This window comes from Pseudomonas sp. C9-3 (genome assembly GCF_032392015.1).
GTDB lineage: Bacteria > Pseudomonadota > Gammaproteobacteria > Pseudomonadales > Pseudomonadaceae > Pseudomonas > Pseudomonas nitroreducens.
In genome coordinates, this window is the sequence record NZ_CP135919.1 from 1,805,832 (window position 1) to 1,826,802 (window position 20,971).

At 66.1% G+C, this 20,971-nt stretch carries 17 protein-coding genes; 7 read left to right on the top strand and 10 right to left on the bottom strand.

All coding sequences use genetic code 11. From position 1 onward, the window contains the following. Positions 1-15: 15 nt before the first annotated feature. The gene (gene xthA, locus RS899_RS08210) at positions 16-828 is read right to left on the bottom strand and encodes an exodeoxyribonuclease III (RefSeq protein WP_054907912.1); all 813 of its coding nucleotides are present in this window, start codon (positions 826-828) and stop codon (positions 16-18) included. Positions 829-957: 129 nt separating this feature from the next. Between xthA and RS899_RS08215 the strand changes: the two genes are divergently transcribed. From RS899_RS08215 to RS899_RS08235, 5 genes are all read left to right on the top strand, one after another. Further along, the gene (locus tag RS899_RS08215; protein WP_054907913.1) at positions 958-1,605 is read left to right on the top strand and encodes a GNAT family N-acetyltransferase; all 648 of its coding nucleotides are present in this window, start codon (positions 958-960) and stop codon (positions 1,603-1,605) included. Positions 1,606-1,685: 80 nt separating this feature from the next. After that, positions 1,686-3,413: an autotransporter assembly complex protein TamA gene (locus tag RS899_RS08220; protein WP_054907914.1), complete on the top strand. Its 1,728-nt coding sequence runs from the start codon at positions 1,686-1,688 to the stop codon at positions 3,411-3,413. Positions 3,414-3,427: 14 nt separating this feature from the next. Further along, positions 3,428-7,093, top strand: coding sequence for a translocation/assembly module TamB domain-containing protein (locus tag RS899_RS08225; protein WP_315810413.1), 3,666 nt, complete (start codon positions 3,428-3,430; stop codon positions 7,091-7,093). Between the two features lie 127 nt (positions 7,094-7,220). After that, positions 7,221-9,938 (top strand): magnesium-translocating P-type ATPase, encoded by a 2,718-nt coding sequence (gene mgtA, locus RS899_RS08230; RefSeq protein ID WP_315809590.1) that lies wholly within the window; start codon positions 7,221-7,223, stop codon positions 9,936-9,938. Between the two features lie 100 nt (positions 9,939-10,038). Beyond that, positions 10,039-10,839 carry a substrate-binding periplasmic protein gene (locus tag RS899_RS08235; RefSeq protein WP_233298880.1) on the top strand — a complete coding sequence of 267 codons (801 nt, stop codon included), beginning with the start codon at positions 10,039-10,041 and terminating at the stop codon, positions 10,837-10,839. Between the two features lie 6 nt (positions 10,840-10,845). On the opposite strand, the gene RS899_RS08240 is transcribed toward RS899_RS08235, so the two are convergent. Beyond that, positions 10,846-11,313 carry a thermonuclease family protein gene (locus RS899_RS08240; protein ID WP_315809591.1) on the bottom strand — a complete coding sequence of 156 codons (468 nt, stop codon included), beginning with the start codon at positions 11,311-11,313 and terminating at the stop codon, positions 10,846-10,848. A 67-nt stretch (positions 11,314-11,380) separates the two neighbouring features. Beyond that, positions 11,381-12,373, bottom strand: a complete 993-nt coding sequence (locus RS899_RS08245) for an aldo/keto reductase (RefSeq protein ID WP_315809592.1) — start codon at positions 12,371-12,373, stop codon at positions 11,381-11,383. 114 nt (positions 12,374-12,487) lie between these two features. Here RS899_RS08245 and RS899_RS08250 point away from each other — a divergent pair, with 114 nt between their 5' ends. Beyond that, positions 12,488-13,387, top strand: a complete 900-nt coding sequence (locus tag RS899_RS08250; RefSeq protein ID WP_315809593.1) for a LysR family transcriptional regulator — start codon at positions 12,488-12,490, stop codon at positions 13,385-13,387. A 143-nt stretch (positions 13,388-13,530) separates the two neighbouring features. After that, positions 13,531-14,352, top strand: coding sequence for an alpha/beta fold hydrolase (locus RS899_RS08255; protein WP_054907919.1), 822 nt, complete (start codon positions 13,531-13,533; stop codon positions 14,350-14,352). Between the two features lie 80 nt (positions 14,353-14,432). On the opposite strand, the gene RS899_RS08260 is transcribed toward RS899_RS08255, so the two are convergent. The 7 genes from RS899_RS08260 to RS899_RS08290 all read right to left on the bottom strand — a co-directional run bounded on the left by RS899_RS08260 (position 14,433) and on the right by RS899_RS08290 (position 20,964). Continuing rightward, positions 14,433-14,786, bottom strand: a complete 354-nt coding sequence (locus RS899_RS08260; protein WP_315809594.1) for a VOC family protein — start codon at positions 14,784-14,786, stop codon at positions 14,433-14,435. A 39-nt stretch (positions 14,787-14,825) separates the two neighbouring features. Continuing rightward, positions 14,826-15,335 carry a hypothetical protein gene (locus RS899_RS08265; RefSeq protein WP_065348198.1) on the bottom strand — a complete coding sequence of 170 codons (510 nt, stop codon included), beginning with the start codon at positions 15,333-15,335 and terminating at the stop codon, positions 14,826-14,828. Positions 15,336-15,470: 135 nt separating this feature from the next. Further along, the gene (locus RS899_RS08270) at positions 15,471-16,115 is read right to left on the bottom strand and encodes a methionine ABC transporter permease (protein ID WP_054907922.1); all 645 of its coding nucleotides are present in this window, start codon (positions 16,113-16,115) and stop codon (positions 15,471-15,473) included. Then, positions 16,108-17,169 carry a methionine ABC transporter ATP-binding protein gene (locus RS899_RS08275; RefSeq protein WP_315809595.1) on the bottom strand — a complete coding sequence of 354 codons (1,062 nt, stop codon included), beginning with the start codon at positions 17,167-17,169 and terminating at the stop codon, positions 16,108-16,110. The genes RS899_RS08270 and RS899_RS08275 overlap by 8 nt, the downstream gene beginning before the upstream one ends. Before the next feature lie 228 nt (positions 17,170-17,397). Further along, positions 17,398-18,195 (bottom strand): MetQ/NlpA family ABC transporter substrate-binding protein, encoded by a 798-nt coding sequence (locus RS899_RS08280; protein ID WP_315809596.1) that lies wholly within the window; start codon positions 18,193-18,195, stop codon positions 17,398-17,400. 38 nt (positions 18,196-18,233) lie between these two features. Next, positions 18,234-19,631 (bottom strand): LLM class flavin-dependent oxidoreductase, encoded by a 1,398-nt coding sequence (locus tag RS899_RS08285; RefSeq protein WP_315809597.1) that lies wholly within the window; start codon positions 19,629-19,631, stop codon positions 18,234-18,236. 115 nt (positions 19,632-19,746) lie between these two features. Continuing rightward, positions 19,747-20,964: an SfnB family sulfur acquisition oxidoreductase gene (locus tag RS899_RS08290; protein ID WP_315809598.1), complete on the bottom strand. Its 1,218-nt coding sequence runs from the start codon at positions 20,962-20,964 to the stop codon at positions 19,747-19,749. Positions 20,965-20,971: the final 7 nt, after the last annotated feature.

Below are 20,971 nucleotides of genomic sequence, written 5' to 3' on the forward strand. Positions count from 1 at the left end.
TTATCATTCAGGGTGTCACTTCAGCTGTAGCCAGATCGGCGCATGGTCCGAGGGCTTTTCCATACCGCGGATATCGTAGTCCACACCGGTATCGGCAATGCGCCCGCGCAGGGCCTCTGAGGCAAGGATGACGTCGATGCGCAGGCCGCGCTTGGGGGTGTCCTCGAAGCCGCGACTGCGATAGTCGAACCAGCTGAATCGGTCGTCCACGCTCGGGTTCTGCAGGCGGAAGCTGTCCACCAGGCCCCAGCCCTTGAGGCGCGCCAACCATTCGCGTTCTTCCGGCAGGAAGCTGCACTTGCCGGTCTTCAGCCAGCGCTTGCGATTCTCTTCGCCAATACCGATGTCGCAGTCTTCCGGCGAGATATTGATGTCGCCCATCACGATCAGTTGCTGGTCGGGCTGGAAGCGGGTTTCCAGCAGGTCCTGGAGGTCGGCGTAGAAGCGCTGTTTGGCCGGGAACTTCACCGGATGATCACGGCTCTCGCCCTGCGGGAAGTAGCCGTTCATCACGGTGATCAACTGGCCCTGGGCGTCCTTGAAGGTGCCCCAGATGAAGCGGCGCTGGGATTCCTCGCCGTCGTTGGGGAAGCCGCGCTGCAGTTCCAGCGGCTCCTGGCGAGAGAGCAGGGCCACGCCGTAGTGGCCTTTCTGCCCGTGGTAATGCACGTGGTAGCCGAGGGCTTCGATTTCCTCGCGGGGGAACTGTTCGTCGGCGACCTTGGTTTCCTGCAGGCCGATCACGTCCGGCTGGTGGCGTTCGATGATCGCCTGGAGCTGGTGGGGACGTGCGCGCAAACCGTTGATATTGAAAGAGACGATTTTCATCCTGGGCGCCCTGGCAAAAGCACGATGCTAGCCCAGGTGGACGGACCCTGGCGACCCCGGCGAGGCGCTGCTAGGGTTTTGTGGCTGGACTCATAACCATAAGAAGAACTCACAAGAAGAGGCGTCCGCATGCCTGATACCCTCGCCGAAGTCCGTCTGCTGGACGGTAGCTACAGCCGTGAAGTGCGCTCGCTGCTTTATCACGCCTATCGTCACGAACCCACCTTTGCCTACCTGTTCGAGTCCGACCGAGCCGGTTTCGATCAGCGTGTGCGGGCGACTGTCCGTGAGCTGGTCAACCAGCATTTTGTCGAGGAGTTGCCGGCCATCGGCCTGCTGATCGACGATCGCCTGGTGGGCGTGGCGCTGGTTGTTCCGCCACAACGTCGCCTGGATGTCACGGAAAGCTGGTTCTGGCGTATGCGCATGCTGCTGACCACCGGCCTGGGCTGCACCCGGCGCTATCTGGACTACCACGCTGCCGTGATTGGCTGCCTGCCGCCGGGGCCATACCACATCCTGCCGCTGATTGGCGTGCACCCGGAGTTCCAGGGCAAGCACCTGGGCGAACAGCTTCTCGACGCGCTGCATACCTGGTGCGCCGAGGATGGTGGCTCGCAAGGGCTGGTGCTGGATACGGGCAACGCACGGTACCTGGAGTTCTATCGGCGCCACGGCTACGAGGAACTCGGTGAGGTTGCCCTGGGACCGATCCGCGAGCATGTCCTGTTCCATCCGAATGCCGGGCGCGAGGCGGCAAAGGCATCTGCGGGATAGGCCGGTGGTCAGTCGCTCAGACGTTTCCTACGCTCTAGGGTGAGGCATCGCGGGGAAAACCCGTGCTAGCATTTCGCGCCATGAGAGTTGTCCAAGGATTGCTTGGGCTGCTGCTGGTAATGGCCTTCTGCTTGCAGAGGGCGCTGGCGGTCGAAGCCCATCTCGACGTTCGTGTCACCCCTGCCAACGCTGCGCTCAAGGCCAATATCGAGGCCTATGTGGGCAGCCTTGGCGAGCGTGATCAGGCGGCCCTGCAAAGATTCCGGCGCAATGCCGTGGAGCAGGCGCAGAAGGCCGCCCAGGCTTTGGGTTACTACCAGGCGCGGATCCGTGGCCGGGTGACCGATGACAAGGTGCCCACGCTGCGGATCAATGTGCGGCCAGGCGAGCCCGTTCACCTGCGTACTGTGACGGTGCGAGTCGACGGGCCGGCCGCCAAGCTCAAGAGCTTCCGCGTTCCCGGCGGGGATTCCCTGAAGCCTGGCGCGCAGCTCAACCACGGCGCCTACGAGGACGCCAAGCGGCTGATCCAGAACCAGGCTTCGCGCTTCGGTTTCTTCCGCGGGCAGTTCACCCAGCAGCAGTTGCGCATCGACCCCGAGGCGGGTGTGGCGGATATCGAGCTGGTCTACGCCAGCGGGCCGCGCTACCGGCTGGGCAAGGTCGACTTCGCCGGCGATTTCCCCTTCGACGAGGACCTGCTGCAGCGCATGGTGCCGTTCAAGGAAGGCAGCGACTACGATTCCGAGCAGATTGCCGATCTCAACCAGGCTCTGCAATCCAGCGGCTATTTCGATGGCGTGCGGGTCGACGCTGCACCGACCAATGCTGATGGCGAGGTGGTGCCGGTGCACGTTCACCTGGAAGCGCGCAAGCCGCGCACCATGGGGCTTGGCCTCGGCTTCTCGACGGACGTGGGGCCGCGCGCTCGGGCGACCTGGACCCGCCACTGGGTCAACCCGCAGGGCCATAGCCTGGGCTTCGAGGCGGAAGTCTCGGCGCCCCGGCAGAACGTCGGCGCCTGGTACGAGATCCCGCTGGACCCGCCACTCACCGACAAGCTGCGCTTCACCAGCGGCTACCAGTACGAAGACCTGGTGGACACCGAGAGCAAGCTGCTCACGCTCGGTGGCGAGTGGCACCACAAGCTCGACAGCGGCTGGCAGCGGGTCGTCTCGCTGAACTGGCAGCGCGAGGAGTACAAGCTGGGTGACGATTCGGGTCTGAGCAGCTTCCTGATGCCGGGGATCGGTTACTCGATCCTCGAAGCCGACAACAAGATCGACCCCGGCAAGGGCTACCGTCTGCAGTTCGAAGTGAAGGGCGCCAAGGAAGGTCTGCTGGCGGACGCCGACGTGGCGCACATCAACGCCATGGCCAAGGGCGTGACCAGTTTCTGGGGAGGGCAGCGCTTGCTAGGACGCATCCAGGTCGGCGGCATCGCCACCAATGACTACAGCGCGATCCCGCCGTCGCTGCGCTTTTTCGCCGGTGGCGACCAGAGCGTGCGTGGCTACGACTACCAGACGCTGTCGCCGAAGAACTCCGATGGCGACCGCATTGGCGGCCGCTACATGGTCGCCGGCAGCGTCGAATACCAGTATCCCGTCGCCGAGCGCTGGCGCATCGCCGCCTTCGTCGACCAGGGCAACTCCTTCAACTCGCTGGACTTCCCCTCGATCAAGACTGGCGTTGGTATCGGCATCCGCTGGATTTCCCCAGTCGGCCCGTTGCGCCTGGACCTCGCCGACGGCCTGGACGAGGACGGCGGCATCCGCCTGCACTTCTCCATGGGGCCTGAGCTGTGAGTCGCGTGGGCTGGATGCGCGCGCTGCGCTGGAGCCTGGGCGGCCTGCTCGGGCTGATTCTGCTGCTGGTTATCGCCGTGGCTGCCTTGCTCGGCACTCCAGCCGGCAGCCGTGCGGTGTTGAGCTGGGTGCCGGGCCTGAACGTGGAAGGATTCGACGGTCGCCTCGCCGGAGGTTTCAGCGCCAAGCGCTTGGAATGGAGCGATGGTGCAACGCATCTGGTGCTCGATCAGCCGCAGATCGACTGGTCGCCCGCCTGCCTGCTGCGCATGACCCTGTGCTTGCACAAGGTGGTGGCCAACGAAGTGCTGCTGACCCTGCCGCCAAGCGAGCCGAGCGAGTCCTCCGGCCCAATCGAGCTGCCCGACCTGAGCCTGCCGCTGTCGCTGGAGCTGGGCGATATCCGTATTGGCCGCTTCCTGCTGGATGGCCAGGAACAGCTGCGCGACGCCGAACTGGCGGCGCACTGGGACCGTGAAGGCCTGCATATCGATTCGGTAAAGCTCGCCCGCGATGGCCTGAACCTGTCGCTCAAGGGCTTGCTGAAACCCACGCAGGGCTGGCCGCTTGAAGCCGAGGGCAGTCTCGGCCTGCCGGCGCCGGGCGAGCAACCCTGGACCCTGCGACTGCAGGCCAGTGGCGAGCTGATGGGCCACCTGAAGTTGCAGGCGCAGAGCAGTGGCTACCTGAACGGCACCCTGGAAGGTGACCTGCAACCGCTGGAGGAGAACCTGCCGGCCACCGCACTGGTGACTGCCGACGGCTTCAAGGCGGATGCTTCGCTGCCCGATACCCTGACGCTTAACCAACTGCGCCTGAACGCCAGCGGCAATCTCAAGGATGGCTACCAACTGGCCGGCGCTGCCGTGCTGCCTGCCGAGGAAAGCCCGGTGGTACTGACGCTGCGCGGCCGTGTCGACGCCCAGGGCGCGGATATCGCCGCGCTGGACCTGAGTGCCGCCAAGGACCAGCACGTGGCGCTGACCGGCCGGCTCGACTGGAAGGATGCCTTCGCTGCCAACGCTCAGCTCGACTGGCTCGACTTCCCCTGGCGCCGCCTGTATCCGGCCATCGACGAGCCGCCGGTGAGCGTGCATACCTTCAAGGCCGAAGTGAGCTACAGCGAGGGTGCCTACCTGGGCAACTTCGATGGCGCCTTCAAGGGGCCTGCCGGCGACTTCACCCTGGCCAGCCCGGTGTCGGGCAACCTCTCGGAAGTCTTCCTGCCGTCGCTGAAACTGGTGGCGGGTCAGGGCAAGGCCGAAGGACACCTGAAGGTCGGCTTCGCCGACGCGGTGACCTGGGATGCGGCCCTCGACCTGTCTGACCTCGACCCGGCCTACTGGCTGGAGGAGATGCCCGGTCGCCTCGGCGGGCCGCTGCGCAGCAAGGGCTCGCTCAAGGGCGAGGCGTTGAACCTTGATGCCAACCTCGACCTGCAGGGGCGCTTGCGCGGCCAGCCAGCCATTTTCAAGGCAAATGCCGTGGCGGCCGGTCAGGCGTGGAAGGTCGATGGACTGACGCTGCAACTGGGCGATAACCGCATCAGCGGGCAAGCTGCGCTGGACCAGCGGTTGTCCGGCCGCCTGGATATCGCGCTGAATCGCCTGGGCCAGTTGTGGCCGCAATTGTTCGGCAAGGTCAGCGGTCAGCTCGATCTTGCCGGCACGCTGCAGGCGCCGCAGGGGCAACTCAAGCTCGACGGCCAGCGCGTCGCCTACGCCGACCAGGGCCTGCGCACGCTGGACCTGACCGCCTCCCTGGATGCCGCCCAGCGTGGCCGGGTCAACCTGACGGCCCAGGGCCTGCGCAGCGGCGATACGGATTTCGGCGTGCTCAAGCTGGACGGCAGCGGCGATCTCAAGCGCCAGCAGCTTGCGCTGAACCTGCAAGGCAAGCCGGTGGTGCTCGACCTCGGCCTGGACGGAGACTGGAACGGCAAGGACTGGCGCGGACGCCTCGCGAAAGGCGATATACAGAGCGGCGGACAGGATTGGCGCTTGCAGCAGCCGGCGCGCCTGGAGCGTCTGGCGAACGGGCGCATCAACCTTGGCGCCCATTGCTGGGCCTCCGGCCCGGCCAGCCTGTGCATGGAAGACCAGCGCCTGATGCCTGACCCGCGCCTGCGCATGCACCTGCGCGAGTTCCCGCTGGACAGCCTGGCGCGCTGGCTGCCGGAAGACTTTGCCTGGAAGGGCAAGCTCGACGGCGACGTGCAGCTCGACCTGCCTGGTAGCGGGCCGAACGGTTCGATCCTGATCAATGCCAATAACGGCACCCTGCGCATCAAGGAGCAGGAGGAATGGGTCGACTTCCCCTACCAGCGCCTGCAGCTGGAAAGTCGCCTGACGCCACGGCGCATCGACACCAACCTGCAGTTCCAGGGCGACAAGCTCGGCAGCCTGCAGGCCCAGGTCCAGCTCGATCCACGCCCGAAGAACAAGCCGGTCAACGGCACCTTCAGCCTCAATGGCCTGGATATCTCCCTGGCCCGGCCGTTCGCGCCCATGGTGGAAACCCTGAAAGGCCATCTCAATGGCAGCGGGCAGATTTCCGGCGGCCTGCTGGCGCCCCGGGTGGACGGCGAACTGCGCCTGAGTGACAGCGAAATCTCCGGTGGCGATCTGCCGACGCGCTTCGAGCAGCTGCAGGTCACCGCGCGGATCGCCGGCGAGCAGGTCGACCTGAGTGGTGACTGGAAGGCGGGCGAGAACGGCAACGGCAGCCTGTCCGGGCGCATCGCCTGGGCAAGTGGCCTGGATGTCGACGTGAAGCTGCGCGGCAATCGTTTGCCGGTCACCGTGGAGCCTTACGCCAACCTTGAGGTGGAACCGGACCTCAGCGTGCAGATGGCGGGTGAGAAGCTCGCGGTTTCCGGTTCGGTGCAGGTGCCGCGCGGCGCCATCACCATTCGCCAGTTGCCGCCGTCCACGGTCAAGGTCTCCGACGACACCGTGATCGTCGGCGCGAAGCAGGAACCCAAGAGCGCCCTGGCGCTGAACATGGACATCGACGTCAAGGTTGGCAGCGACAAGCTGACCTTCAGCGGCTTCGGCCTGAATGCCGAACTGGCCGGCCAGGTGCACATCGGCGACAACATGGACACCCGCGGCGAGCTGCGCCTGAACAACGGCCGCTACCGCGCCTACGGTCAGAAGCTGACCATCCGCCGTGCGCGGCTGCTGTTCGCCGGGCCTATCGACCAGCCGTTCCTCGATGTCGAGGCGATCCGCAAGGTCGACGACGTGGTTGCCGGCCTGCGCCTGACCGGCAATGCCGAGCAGCCGCGCAGCGAGGTGTTCTCCGAGCCCGCCATGAGCCAGCAGCAGGCGCTGTCCTACCTGGTGCTGGGGCGGCCGATGTCCAGCGGTGAAGACAGCAACATGCTGGGCGAAGCTGCCCTGGCGCTCGGCCTGGCGGGCAGTGCGCCATTGACCGGCGAGGTGGCGCAGAAGCTGGGTATCCAGGACTTCCAGTTGGACACCGAGGGCACCGGCAACAGCACCAGCGTGGTCGCCAGCGGCCAGCTCTCCGACCGTCTCAGCCTGCGGTATGGCGTGGGCGTATTCGAGCCGGCAAACACCATCGCGCTGCGCTACCTGCTGAGCAAGAAGGTGTACCTGGAGGCCGCCAGCGGCCTGGCCAGTTCGCTGGACATCTTCTACAAGCGCGACTTCTGAGTGCAGTCGGCAGCGTTGCTGCCGACTTGTCTTCTCCCGCGTCCTGCCGGCCTTCATGGCCCCTTAAGGTAGCCAGCACAGACTTCTCCCGCCGCCGGACGACGTGGCGCACAAGGGGAGAGTCATCATGCGCCTGGACCTCATCAGGACCCACCTGCTCGAATTCATCAACAAGGGCTTCCCGGCCCGTCAATTGCGCCGGCTGGCCGCGCGCGACCTGCTGCGCGGCTCCGCCGTCGGGCGTCAGGCGCCCAATGCGCTGGCCTCGACCCTGCTGGAGTGGTCCGCGCTGGAGTCCGCCTCGGTTCTGGAGCGCCTGGAAAGCCGGCGCGAGGGCCTCAGCGAAACCGAGGCAGAGGAACGCCGCCAGCGCGACGGGCTGAACGAAGTTGACCAGGACCGGCCCATCGGTGCCTGGATGCACCTGTGGTACTGCTACTGCAATCCCTTCAACCTGCTGCTCACCGTGCTGGCGACCATCTCCTGGCTCACCGAGGACGTCGAGGCCGCCGTGGTGATCGGCAGCATGGTGGCTATTTCCACGTTGCTCCGCTTCATCCAGGAGAAGCGCTCCAACCGGGCCGCCGAAAAGCTCAAGGCGATGGTCAGCAACACTGCCACGGTATTCCGCAGCGCCGAGGACGATGGCCCCGCGCTGCGCGTGGAGGTGCCGATCCGTCAACTGGTGCCCGGCGATGTGCTGTGGCTGTCGGCCGGCGACATGGTGCCGGCGGACGTGCGCCTGCTCAGTGCCAAGGACCTCTTTGTCGGCCAGGCTGCACTGACCGGCGAATCTCTGCCGGTGGAGAAGTTCGCCCAGCTGCGCGATGCCCGCCAGGGCAATCCGCTGGAGCGCGACAGCCTGTGCTTCATGGGCACTACGGTGGTCAGTGGCTCTGCCCTGGCGGTGGTGATTGGCACCGGCACGCGCACCTACTTCGGTTCCCTCGCCGAGCGGGTGATCGCCAGCGATCCGACGCCGACCGCCTTCCAGACCGGGGTGAACCGCGTCAGCTGGCTGCTGATCCGCTTCATGCTGGTGATGGCGCCGGTGGTCCTGCTGATCAACGGTTTCACCAAGGGCGACTGGCTGGAGGCCGCGCTGTTCGCGCTGTCCATCGCCGTCGGCCTGACCCCGGAAATGCTTCCGATGATCGTCACCTCGACCTTGGCCAAGGGCGCGGTGGTGCTCAGCCGGCGCAAGGTGATCGTCAAGCGCCTGGACGCCATCCAGAACTTCGGCGCCATGGACATCCTTTGCACCGACAAGACCGGTACCCTGACCCAGGACCGCATCGTTCTCGAACGCCACACCGACGCATTCGGCCAGGTGCAGGACCGCGTGCTGCAACTGGCCTTCCTCAACAGCCACTACCAGACCGGCCTGAAGAACCTGCTGGACGTCGCCGTGCTGGAACACGTCGAGCTGCGCCATGCGCTCAAGGTGGACAGCCGCTTCCACAAGCTCGACGAGATTCCTTTCGACTTTGCCCGCCGGCGCATGTCGGTGGTGGTCAGCGAACGCGAGGACAACCACCTGCTGATCTGCAAGGGCGCGCTGGAAGAGGTGCTGGCGGTGTGCGAATCGGTGGAAACCGCCGAGGGTATCGAGCCGCTGACCGGCGCCCGCCTGGACAGCATTCGCGCGGTGGCCGATGAACTCAACCAGGAGGGCTTGCGGGTGGTCGCCGTCGCCACTCGCGAGTTGCCGCCGACCCGCGATACCTACGGCGTGGCGGACGAGAGCCGGCTGTGCCTGGCCGGCTACATCGCTTTCCTCGATCCGCCCAAGGAAACCACCGCTCCGGCGCTGCGTGCGCTGGCACAGAACGGCGTGGCAGTGAAGGTGCTGACCGGCGACAACGACCGGGTGAGCCTCAAGGTCTGCCGCGACGTGGGCCTGGTGGTCGAGGGTGTGCTGCTCGGCCCGCAGCTGGACGAGCTGGACGATATTGCGCTGGGCGAACTGGCCGAGCGCACCACGCTGTTCGCCAAGCTCACCCCCAGCCACAAGGAGCGCCTGGTGCGCGTGCTGCGCGAGCGCGGCCACGTGGTCGGCTTCCTCGGCGACGGCATCAACGATGCTCCGGCGCTGCGCACCGCGGACATTGGCATCTCGGTGGACTCGGCGGTGGACATCGCCAAGGAAGCCGCCGACCTGATCCTCCTGGAGAAGAGCCTGATGGTCCTGGAGGAGGGCGTTATCGAAGGCCGCCGCACCTTCGCCAACATGCTCAAGTACATCCGCATGACCGCCAGCTCCAACTTCGGCAACGTGTTCAGCGTGCTGGTGGCCAGTGCCTTCATTCCCTTCCTGCCGATGTTGCCGCTGCAGCTGCTGGTGCAGAACCTGCTCTACGACCTGTCGCAGATCGCCATTCCCTTCGACCATGTCGACGACGAGCTGCTGCGCAAACCGCAGCAATGGAACCCGGATGGGCTGGGGCGTTTCATGGTGTTCTTCGGGCCGATCAGCTCGATCTTCGACATCGCCACCTTCCTTGTGCTCTGGCATGTGTTCGGTGCGAACTCACCCGCGCACCAGACGCTGTTCCAGTCCGGCTGGTTCGTCGAGGGGCTGATCTCGCAACTGCTGGTGGTGCACATGATCCGCACCCGGCGCATTCCCTTCCTGCAGAGCCGAGCCGCCTGGCCACTGCTGGGCATGACCCTGGTGATCGTCGCGGTGGCAATCTTCCTGCCCATGGGGCCGCTGGCGCACTCCTTCCGCATGGAGGCGCTGCCGCTGGGTTACTGGCCTTGGCTGGCGGCCATCCTGCTGGGCTACATGGCGCTGACCCAGGCGGTGAAGGGCTGGTTCGCCCGGCGCTACGGCTGGCAGTGAGCGAAACGGGACCAACGTGCGAAGCCGATCACCGCTGGTCACGCGGGCATCGGGTTCAATACACTGAGGTGTCCGTCTTCTCCCGCTGTGAGTCGAGATATTGCCGTCGCGAGCCGTTCGCCTGCCGTTGCTCCTGCGTGTGCGCTTCAAGCGCCTGGTCCTGCTGGGCCTGGCGCTGGCCAGCGTGCCGCTGGCTGCCTGCGAAAAGTCACTGCGCTGGGATGACGACCCGCCGTTCAGCATGCAGTTGCCTGACGGCAGCGTCGGTGGCCTCTACGTAGAGCTGAACCGCGCCGTGCTGGAACGCCTGGGTTGCCAGGTGCGCATGGTCAAGCTGCCCTGGGCGCGGGCGCTGAAGGAGCTGGAACTGGGCCGCCTCGACGTACTGCCCGGCGCCTTCCGCAAACCCGAGCGCGAGGCCTACGCGTGGTTCTCCGGTGCAGTATTGCCGCCGTCGCGCAACATCCTCTTCGTCCGGCGCGGCCTGCCCCAGCGTGACAGCCTGCACCAGCTTTCCGACCTGGCCGGCAGCGACTTCCGTCTCGGCGCGCAGATCGATGTGTCCTACGGCGAACCCTTCCGCCAACTGATGGCCGATCCGGACTATGCCGCGCGGGTATTCTTCAACCCAAGCCGCAGCAACCTCTGGCACATGGTCGACAAGGGGCGCATCGACGGCATCATCGCCGACGAGCACAGCGGCCAGTACGAGCTGCAGCAGTTGGGCCTGGCGAGGCGCATCGAGCCCACGGGCGTGGTGGTATCAGCGGAGTCGGCGGAGGTTGCGTTCAGCAAGCGCACCCAGGACCAGGACTTCGTCCGTCGCTACGCGCAGACGCTCAAGACGCTGGTGGAAGAGGGCGAGGACCGGCGCATCCTGCAGCACTATGTCAGCAATTGACTGACCTCAGGGCTTGCGCCAGAGGTTGATTCGGCGCGCCTTGGCTTCGTGCTCTTCGAACTGGTACTGGCCGACTTCCTCGGGCGTCTGCGCATCGCTCTGCCTCCAGCGGGCGAGGCCAATGCTCAACTGGGCGCGGCCGATATCCAGGGTATGACCGCAGTTCGGGCACTCCGCCGGGGTGACCCACACCGCCGCGCGCAGGCTGCCGTCGGGTAGCTGCTCGGCGTGCTTGAGGGTGGCGCTTTTGCCCAGCGCGAGTTGCACCAGGGCTGCGCGAGAGCGCTGGCCAAAGGGCTGTTCCAGTTCCGGGGCCGCGACACCGCGCAGGTGAATGGTGGTGTCGTTGCCGTCCGCGCGCTGGCAGGTCAACTGGTCGCCGCTGAAGACGGCCGTTACCTGGCACTCTTCATCCGCGTGCGCGGCAAAGGGAAGGAAGGAAAGTACGAGCAGTGCGGCGGGAACGAATCGCATGGAGCCTCCGGTGGACACTGCCAGCATAACCGCTGCGAGCGCCCACCGGAGCCCCGGTGCAGAGCTTTTACTGGATCAGCGCCATCACCTGTTCGCTGTAGCGCCCGCCGGCGGCGGCGCCGGCCGGGAAGATCGCGTCCAGTTCGAGCAGTTCAGCCTGGGTCAGCGCGAGATCCACGGCGGCGACGTTCTCTTCCAGGTACTTGCGCTGCTTGGTGCCGGGGATGGGCACGAGATGCTCGCCCTGGGCCAGCACCCAGGCCAGTGCCAGTTGCGAGGGTTTCACGCCCCGAGCGGCGGCCAACTCGGCGACCTTGTCCACCAATCGCAGGTTCTTCGCGAAGTTCTCCCCCGTGAAGCGTGGGCTGGAGCGGCGATAGTCGTCTTCGGCGAAATCATCCGGGCTCTTCAGCGCGCCGGTGAGGAAGCCCCGGCCCAGGGGGCTGTAGGGCACGAAGCCGACTCCCAGGCGCGCACAGGCGGCCAGCACGCCGTTCTCCTCCGGGTCGCGGGTCCACAGCGAGTACTCGCTCTGCAGCGCGGTGATCGGGTGGACCCGGTGCGCGCGCTCCAGGGTTTCTGCCGAGGCTTCGCTGAGGCCGAGGAAGCGCACCTTGCCGGCCTTCACCAGCTCGGCCATGGCACCGACGGTTTCCTCGATGGGTACCTTCGGGTCGACGCGGTGCTGGTAGTAGAGGTCGATGTGGTCGGTGCCCAGGCGCTTCAGGCTGCCTTCCACGGCCTGGCGGATGTACTCCGGGCTGCCGTTGGCGCCGCGTACCTGCGGCTGGTCCGGGGTGCGCACGATGCCGAACTTGGTGGCAAGGAAGACCTGCTCGCGCTTGCCCTTCAGGGCGCGGCCTAGCAACTCCTCGTTGGTGTGCGGGCCATAGATGTCGGCAGTGTCGAGCAGCGTGACGCCCAGTTCCAGCGCGCGGTGCAGGGTGGCGATGGATTCGGCTTCATCGCTGCCGGTGGTGTAGAAGTCGGACATGCCCATGCAACCGAGGCCGATGGCAGAGACGATAGGGCCTTGCGGGCCCAGGCGACGGGTTTTCATGCGGGATTCTCCAGGTGAGGAAAGGGCAGGACCATTCTTGTTGTTTGTCTGGCATGGATAAACCAGCGGATTACGGTTTAACTATTCGGCATGGATGAATAATCGGAGCGCGTTATGGACCGCTTGCAGGCCATGCAGGTCTACACCCGGATCGTCGAACTCAGGGCCTTCGGCAAGGCGGCGGACAGCCTCCAGCTGCCGCGCGCCAGCGTGACCCAGCTGATCCAGCAATTGGAGACGCACCTGGGCGTGCAACTGCTGCGCCGCACCACCCGGCAGGTCAGTGTCACCGCCGACGGGCAGGCCTATTACGAGCGCTGCGTGCGCCTGCTGGAGGATCTGGAGGAAGCGGAGAACTGCTTCTCCGACTCCCCCGATAACCCGCGCGGCAAGCTGCGGGTCGACCTGCCCAGTTCGCTGGGGCGGCTGGTGGTGATCCCGGCGCTGCCGGAGTTCTGCCGGCGCTACCCGCAGATCGAGTTGGAGCTGAGCCTGAACGACCGCCAAGTGGACCTGGTACGCGAAGGTGTGGACTGCGTGCTGCGCGCAGGCGAGCTGCCGGACTCCAGCCTGGTCGGCCGGCGTGTCGCCGAGCTCGAGCAACTCACCTGCGTGGGGCGCGCCTACGCGCAAGAGTTCGGGCTGCCCGAGCACCCGGAGCGGCTCGAAGGGCACTTCGCGGTGAACTACCAGTCGGCTTCCAGCGGGCGCATCTTCGACCTGGAGTTCCGCTTCGATGGCCAACTGCGCACCCAGCGGTTGCCCAGCCGGATCACGGTGAACAACGCCGATGCCTACATCGCCGCCTGCCGGGCCGGTTTCGGGATGATCCAGGCGCCGCGCTACCACCTGCGTGAGGGCCTTGCCAGCGGCGAGTTGGTGGAGGTGCTGCGCGATTGGCAGCCGCCGCCGCTGCCGGTCAGTGTGCTGTATCCGGTGCGGCGGCAGATGTCGCGGCGCTTGCGGGTGTTTTCCGACTGGCTCGGCAGGCTGTTCGAGGCCGGCATCGACTGAGCCTTCCGACGCTCGTCGGAAAGCCGCCGGCCGTTGCTGCCGGCGTCACCGCGCTGTCTATGCTCAAGGCCGCCGTAGAGCGGTTCGCAGTCGCCGGAGTTGCGGCGTTTCTTTTCAACCAATCCCTGAAGGAAACGACCCAAATGAGCATCGTGAAAGCGAAAGATGGCACCGAAATCTTCTACAAGGACTGGGGCAGCGGTCAGCCGGTGGTGTTCTCCCATGGCTGGCCGCTCAATGCCGACGCCTGGGACGCGCAGATGCTGTTCCTGGTGCAGAAGGGCTACCGGGTCATCGCCCATGACCGACGCGGCCACGGCCGTTCGGGCCAGCCGGCCAACGGCAATGACATGGACACCTACGCCGATGACCTGGCGGCGGTGATCGATGCACTGGACCTCAAGGGCGCAACCCTGGTCGGTCACTCCACCGGCGGCGGCGAGGTGGCGCACTATATCGGCCGCCACGGCACGAAACGGTTGTCCGGCGCGGTGCTGATCGGCGCGGTGCCGCCACTCATGCTCAAGACCGCGGCCAACCCCGGTGGCTTGCCGATCGACGTGTTCGATGGCATCCGCAAGGGCGTGAAGGAGGACCGCTCGCAATTCTTCAAGGACCTGGCAGTGCCGTTCTACGGCTACAACCGGCCCGGCGCGAAGCAGTCTCAGGGGGTGATCGACAATTTCTGGCTGCAGGGCATGACCGGCGGGCACCTGGGGCAGTACCTGTGCATCCACGAGTTTTCCGAGGTTGACTACACCGAGGACCTGAAGAAGATCGACGTGCCGGCGCTGATCCTCCATGGCGATGACGATCAGATCGTGCCCATCGATGCGGCTGGCCGGCGCTCGGTGGAACTGGTGCAGAAGGGCGAATTGAAAGTCTACAAGGGTGGGCCGCACGGCATGTGCACGACCATGGCCGACCAGGTCAACGAGGACCTGCTGGGCTTCCTCAATCGCTGAAGCCGTTCGCGAGCAAGTTCGCTCCTGCAGGTGCCTGGGTGTTCTTCCTGCAAGAGCAAGCTTGCTCGCGAACCCTCTCTTCAATGGACGTGCTGCAGCACGTTCAGCAGCGTCCCTAACGGGTCACGCAGGAAGAAACGCCGTACGCCCCACGGTTCGAGGGTCAGCGCGTAGGGAATCTCGTGACCGGCAGCCAGGGCACGTTGGTGGACCTCATCGAGATTGTCCACTTCGATGGACAGGTCCGGCACGGGTGCGCCGGAGCCGCCTTCGCTGGCCAGGCTGACCTGCGCCAGGGCCGGCTCGCCGCTGGCGAGCGTCAGTATCCAGCCATGGTCCATCACGATTTCCAGATCGAACAACTCGCGGTAGAAGCGTGCCACCTCGGCAGGTTTGCCGGTGGCGAGGTTGGCGACGATGCGGCGGACGGTCATGGCGGCGCTCCGGAAGGATGACGCCGCCAGCATAGACCCTCAGTGCGCCGGGCGCGCCGGCGGCATGCGGCGCCGGTGGATGCGGTAGAACTGGTAGAGCACGCCAACGAAGAACACCAGTAGCGCGATCATCACGGCAGTCTGCACCGGCGGCGAGTCCGGGCCCTGGCCGATGGGGTTGGAGGGCGGCAGCCGCGACAGCGATTCGTTGAGCGTCGGGATCATCATCAGGAAGAAGCTGAAGCTCATCGCCGCCGTTTCCACGTACTCGCCCAGGCCGCCGAGGGCGCCGACGCGCTGCGCGTAGCTACCCACCGCAATGGCGACCAGGCAGAGGATGCCGATGGCGTGCCCCGCGTTGAAGCCGCCGGTACTGGAGAGTCCGAATGCCGTCAGCACGCCGAGAATCATCCCGTAGACATACCACCTGCCGACACGACTGCGGGGGTCGATGCGCCCTGCCTGATAGAGCGCCCAGATGCCCGCGACAAGGGGCACCAGGCTGATGGCGGTATGCACGATACCCAGGGTGGAAAGGGGGTTGGCCATGACGAACGCCTCCGCAGTGAGCACAGGGACGCCACGCATCCACGAACTGTGCCGCGGCACGGAGGGGCGGGTGTGTAGTCAGGTTAGACGCAACCCACGTGGGAGTAGGGCTTCGCTGGATTCAGCCGACGAACGTCACAGGCGCTTGTTGAGCCAGCGCGCCAGACGGTCGCCGCCGAACTGGATCAGCGTCACCAGCGCCACCAGCAGGATGATCACGGTCAGCATCACCTGGGTATCGAAGCGCTGGTAGCCATAGCGGTATGCGAGATCGCCCAGGCCGCCGGCACCGATGGCGCCGGCCATGGCCGAGGAGTTGATCATGGTCACCAGGGTGATGGTGAAGCCGGCGACGATGCCTGGGCGTGCCTCGGGCAGCAGCACGTTCCAGATGATGTGCCGGGGTTGGCAGCCCATCGCCTGCGCCGCTTCGATCAGGCCGTGGTCGACCTCGCGCAGGCTGACTTCGGCGATGCGCGCGAAGAACGGCGTAGCAGCGATGGTCAGCGGCACCACGGCGGCCCATACGCCGTAGCTGGTGCCGACGATCAGGCGGGTGAAGGGGATCAGCGCGACCATCAGGATCAGGAACGGGATCGAGCGCAGCACATTGACCACGCTGCCCAGGCCCTGGTTGACCAGGCGCGCCTGGAAGATCCCGCCGGGGCCGGTGGTGACCAGCACCAGGGCCAGCGGAATGCCCACCAGCAGGACGATGGCCGAGGACGCGCCGATCATCAGCAAGGTATCAAGCAAGCCTTGCAGCAAGCGATCAGGCATGGGTGAGCACCTCCAGGCGATCGGCGACGTCGCGGGCACGTTCGAGCAGTTGCGGTGCGTTGGCGGCGGGGGCGGCAACGCTCAGCAGCAGGCGGCCGAGGGCGCGGCCCTGGATGCGCTCGATGCCGCCGTGCAGCAGGCTGACGCGGCTGCCCAGGGCCTGGGCGATAGCCAGCAGGTCGGGTTCCTGTTCGCGCACGCCGGTGTAGTGCAGGTCGAGGATGACTTCGTCGTCCGACGGATGTTCCAGGCGCGCCAGCAGGTCCGGCGGCAGGTGCTGCTGCAGCGAGCCGAGCAGGGTGCGGCTGACTTCGTGCTGCGGGTTGCCGAAGACTTCCCAGACATCGCCCTGCTCGACGATGCGCCCGCGTTCTAGCACCACCACGCGGTCGCAGATTTCGCGGATCACTGCCATCTCGTGGGTGATCAGCACGATGGTCAGGCCGAGGCGGCGGTTGATGTCGCGCAGCAGCGCGAGGATGGCCTGGGTGCTCTCCGGGTCCAGGGCCGAGGTGGCTTCGTCGCAGAGCAGGATTTCCGGCTGGTGCACCAGCGCGCGGGCGATGCCGACGCGCTGCTTCTGCCCGCCGGAAAGTTGCGCCGGGTAGGCGTGGCGCTTGTCTTGCAGTCCCACGAGCTGCAGCAGTTCGTCCACCCGCTCGGCGATGCGCGCCTTTGGCAGCCCCGCCACGCGCAGGGGCAGGGCGATGTTCTGCGCCACCGTCTTGGCTGACATCAGGTTGAAGTGCTGGAAGATCATGCCGACGCGGCGGCGCAGGCCGACCAGTTGCTGGGCGTCGAAGGCGCCGATGTCCTCGCCGTCGATCAGCACCTGGCCGACGCTGGGATTTTCCAGGCGGTTGAGGGTGCGGATCAGCGAGCTCTTGCCGGCGCCGCTGCGGCCGATGATGCCGAACACTTCGCCACGGCGGACGGAGAGTTCGATGTCGCTCAGTGCTTCCACCGGGCCGTGGTGGCCGGCGTAGGTCTTGCCCAGCCCGCGCAGGGCGATGTGCTGGGTGGCGAGTTCGAGGTTGCGGTTGAAGCTGACCATGGTGGGGCCTGTTCCTGAAATGTGGGGCAAGGAACGTAGGGCGCATAACCTGGAACAGGTTATCCGCCGGCTGCTATGCGGCGGATAACGCTGGCGCGTTATGCGCCCTACGAAAGCAAGCTTGCGAGTCCGGCAATCGTTGTAGGAGCGGACTCTGTCCGCGATGGCCTCGGGCGCGATGCGGACCTATCGCGGACGGAGTCCGCTGCTACGTAAACGCTGGGGCGCTTACTGCCAGCCCGGCTGGTAGAGCGAGCCGTGGGCCTTGACCAGCGCGGCGCGGACCTGCGGCGAATGCTGGTAGAGATCGACGAATTTCTTCAGCCGGCCATCCGGGTCCTTGTAGTCATCGCGGGTGACGAACTGGATGACGTATTCCTTGTTCTCGATGCCGTCGAACAACAGCGCGCTGTTCGGATCGATAGTCCCGGCGAGACGGATGTAGTGCGGGTAGCCCTGGGCGAGGTCAACGTCGTCCAACGCGCGCACCAGCTGCACGGCCTCCAGCTCGATGATCTGGATGTTTTTCGGGTTGGCCACGATGTCGTCCAGGGTCGCCTTGTAACCCACACCATCCTTGAGCTTGAGCAGCCCGGCTTTCTGCAGCAGCTGCAGGCCGCGGCCGCCATTGATCGGGTCGTTGGCGATGGCGACCTTGGCACCCTCGGGCAGGTCGGCGATGGCCTTGTACCGAGTCGAGTACAGGCCGACGTTGTTGATGATCCCCGGCGCGAACGCCTTCAGGTGCAGGCCACCCTCGCGGTTGGCGTTCTCCAGGAAGGGCGTGTGCTGGAAGTAGTTGGCGTCGATGTCGCCGTGGTCGAGGGTGATGTTCGGCGCGTTCCAGTCGGTGAATTCCACCAGTTCGACCTTCAGCCCTTGCTGGGCGGCTTCCTTCACCGCCACTTCCAGCGGCGGCGCGAAGGCGGCGGTGGTGCCCAGGCGCAGGGTGTCGGCGGCCTGGGCGAGGCCGGCGGCAAGGAGGCTCAGCGAGAGGCCGAGGGTGAGTTTGAGGCGTGCATGCATGGCAACGAGTCCTTATAGGTTTTAGAGCCTGATGGCCTTTAAAGAGAGAAGGCTGGAGTCGCTCCAGTGGCGGTTGCCTGGCGATAGCTCGCACCGACGTGCCGCGCGGGCAGTCGGGCGCGGCCGGCGCCGAAGAGTTTTTCCCGCAGGGTGCCGTCGGCGTAGGCGGTCTTGTAGGCGCCACGGTTCTGCAGTTCGGGCACGACCCATTCGATGAAGTCGGCGTAGCTCTCCGGCTCCACGGTACGGGTCAGGTTGAAGCCATCGAGCCCGGCATCGTTGATCCAGCCCAGCAGCTCATCGGCGACCTGCACCGGATTGCCCACCAGCGTGGTGTAGCGCCCGCCGAGGGCCAGTTGCTCGAGCAGCTGGCGCACGGTGGCGTCGGTGCGGGCGACGGTCAGGGCCTTGGTGGCGGACTCGATGGCGTTGGTCTTCTCGTAGCGGATCGGCTCGTCCAGCGCATAGCGCGAGAAGTCGATGCCGGTGGTGCTGGCGAAGTGCGCAAGACCCGCCTCCGCGCTGGCGAAGCGGCGGTACTCGGCGAGCTTGTCGCGCGCCTCGGCCTCGGTCGGTGCGACGATCACATTGATGCCCATGAACACCTTGATGTCGTCCGCCCGGCGGCCAGCATCGACCGCCGCCTGGCGGATGCGGTCCACCAGCACGCGGGTGGCCTCACGGGTCTGCGCGGAGACGAACACGCACTCGGCGTGGCGCGCGGCAAAGGCCAGCCCGCGGTTCGACGCACCGGCCTGGAACAGCAGCGGCGTGCGCTGCGGTGAGGGCTGGCTGAGGTGGTAGCCCTCGACGTCGAAGAACTCGCCGTGGTGGCGGACCTTGTGCACCTTGCCCGGTTGGGCGTAGACGCGGCGCTCGCGGTCGGCAATTACCGCGTCGTCTTCCCAACTGCCTTCCCAGAGCTTGTAGAGCACCTCCAGGTATTCGTCGGCGCGGTCGTAGCGGCGGTCGTGGTCGATCTGCCGGTCCTGGCCCAGGGCGCGGGCGGTGCTTTCCAGGTAGCCGGTGACGATGTTCCAACCGACCCGGCCATCGCTCAGATGGTCGAGGGTGGAAAGCCGCCGGGCGAACGGGTAGGGCGCCTCGTAGGTGAGGTTGGCGGTGACGCCGAAGCCCAGGTTTTGCGTAACGCCTGCCATGGCCGAGACCAACATCAGCGGGTCGTTCACAGGCAGCTGGATGGCTTCTTTCGCGGTGAGCTCGATGCCGTTCTGGTAGACGTCGTAGACGCCGAGGATATCGGCCAGGAACAGGCCATCGAACAGGCCCTTCTCCAGCAGGCGTGCGAGGTCGGTCCAGTGGCTGAGCTTGTTGAAGTCTGTCAAGCGGTCGCGCGGGTGAGTCCACAGGCCGTGGTTGATGTGGCCGACGCAATTCATGCTGAAGGCGTTGAGGAGAATCTGTTTCTGGCTCATGGGAAATCCTCGCTGGCAGAGGCCCTGTAGGAGCGAGCTTGCTCGCGAACCATCGGGCGCAAGGACTGTTCGCGAGCAAGCTCGCTCCTACGAAAGGCAGGTAGGGCGCGGGGCATCACAACGTCCCCCGGCGCGGCGGCAGCTTGCCGTTGAGGTAGTAGTTGCCCACCGCGAAATACTTCCAGCGCGCCGGGTCGTGCAGGGTGTGCACGCGGGCGTTGCGCCAGTGGCGATCCAGGCCCAGCTCGGCGAGGCTGGCGCGGCTGCCGCCCAGTTCGATCAGCTTGCTGCCGGCCAGCAGCGAGACCTCCGTGGTGATCGCCCGCGCCTCGGCCACGGCGATGGAGGCGGCGGCAACGCTTTCGGCAGTCGGCTCGGCGGTGGCTGCGTCGAGCACTCGGCCAGAGCGATCCAGCAGCGCTTCGGCGGCATGCAGGCGGATCGCCAGGCGTCCCACCTCGTTGATCGCCAGCGGATCATCGCTGGCCTTGTCCACGCCCGAATCGATCCACGGTCGTGCCTTCTCGCGCAGGAAGGTCAGCGTGTCTTCATAAGCGCCCCGAGCGATGCCGACATCGATGGCCGCGTGCAGAATCTGCGCGTACGGGCCAACGGTGGTCGGGCGCTCGAAGGCAGCCTGGAACGAGACAATGTCGCCCTCACTGACCTGCGCGCCATCGAACACCACGCTGCCGCTGCCGGTGGTTCGCTGGCCGAAGCCGGACCAGTCGTCGATGATCTCGACGCCCGGAGTGTCGCGCTGAATGAAGGCGAACTGCTGCTGGCCATTGTCATCGATCACCAGCGTCGGGATGCGCTGCGCGTAGAGCGCGCCGGTGCAGTAGAACTTGCGGCCGTGAATACGCAGACGGCCGTCCTCGCGCTTGAGGCGCGTGGTGCGGTCGTGGGCGGTACGGGTGCCGATCTCCGCCAGCGCATTGCCGAAGCGCACGCCGGCCAGCACCTCGGCGAACAGGCGGGCTTTCTGCTCGTCGTTGCCATTCACCCGCAGCAGTTCGACGGCGTAGAAATGGTTCTGCGGAATCTGCCCCAGCGAGCCGTCGGCGGCGGAAATGATGGCGATCACCCGCGCCACGGTGACGCGGGAAACGCCCGCGCCGCCATACTCGCGCGGCACGGTGATGCCCCACAGGCCGGAGCGGCTGAAGCGCTCGAGTTCGTCCCACGGTAGGCGTCGCTCGCGGTCGCGGGCGATGGCGCCTGCGCTGAAGTCGGCGGCCAGCGCGCGGGCGACGTCGAGAGCTTCGTCGTCGCTGCGGATGATATGGACGGGATTGGCCAGCTCTGGGTTGGACAAAACGATGCTGTTCATCGGCGCT

Excerpts from the sequence above, each read along its gene's own strand:
- xthA (WP_054907912.1), bottom strand. The coding sequence starts at position 828 with ATGAAAATCGTCTCTTTCAATATCAACGGTTTGCGCGCACGTCCCCAC.
- RS899_RS08215 (WP_054907913.1), top strand. The coding sequence starts at position 958 with ATGCCTGATACCCTCGCCGAAGTCCGTCTGCTGGACGGTAGCTACAGC.
- RS899_RS08220 (WP_054907914.1), top strand. The coding sequence starts at position 1,686 with ATGAGAGTTGTCCAAGGATTGCTTGGGCTGCTGCTGGTAATGGCCTTC.
- RS899_RS08225 (WP_315810413.1), top strand. The coding sequence starts at position 3,428 with ATGCGCGCGCTGCGCTGGAGCCTGGGCGGCCTGCTCGGGCTGATTCTG.
- mgtA (WP_315809590.1), top strand. The coding sequence starts at position 7,221 with ATGCGCCTGGACCTCATCAGGACCCACCTGCTCGAATTCATCAACAAG.
- RS899_RS08240 (WP_315809591.1), bottom strand. The coding sequence starts at position 11,313 with ATGCGATTCGTTCCCGCCGCACTGCTCGTACTTTCCTTCCTTCCCTTT.
- RS899_RS08245 (WP_315809592.1), bottom strand. The coding sequence starts at position 12,373 with ATGAAAACCCGTCGCCTGGGCCCGCAAGGCCCTATCGTCTCTGCCATC.
- RS899_RS08250 (WP_315809593.1), top strand. The coding sequence starts at position 12,488 with ATGGACCGCTTGCAGGCCATGCAGGTCTACACCCGGATCGTCGAACTC.
- RS899_RS08255 (WP_054907919.1), top strand. The coding sequence starts at position 13,531 with ATGAGCATCGTGAAAGCGAAAGATGGCACCGAAATCTTCTACAAGGAC.
- RS899_RS08260 (WP_315809594.1), bottom strand. The coding sequence starts at position 14,786 with ATGACCGTCCGCCGCATCGTCGCCAACCTCGCCACCGGCAAACCTGCC.
- RS899_RS08265 (WP_065348198.1), bottom strand. The coding sequence starts at position 15,335 with ATGGCCAACCCCCTTTCCACCCTGGGTATCGTGCATACCGCCATCAGC.
- RS899_RS08270 (WP_054907922.1), bottom strand. The coding sequence starts at position 16,115 with ATGCCTGATCGCTTGCTGCAAGGCTTGCTTGATACCTTGCTGATGATC.
- RS899_RS08275 (WP_315809595.1), bottom strand. The coding sequence starts at position 17,169 with ATGGTCAGCTTCAACCGCAACCTCGAACTCGCCACCCAGCACATCGCC.
- RS899_RS08280 (WP_315809596.1), bottom strand. The coding sequence starts at position 18,195 with ATGCATGCACGCCTCAAACTCACCCTCGGCCTCTCGCTGAGCCTCCTT.
- RS899_RS08285 (WP_315809597.1), bottom strand. The coding sequence starts at position 19,631 with ATGAGCCAGAAACAGATTCTCCTCAACGCCTTCAGCATGAATTGCGTC.
- RS899_RS08290 (WP_315809598.1), bottom strand. The coding sequence starts at position 20,964 with ATGAACAGCATCGTTTTGTCCAACCCAGAGCTGGCCAATCCCGTCCAT.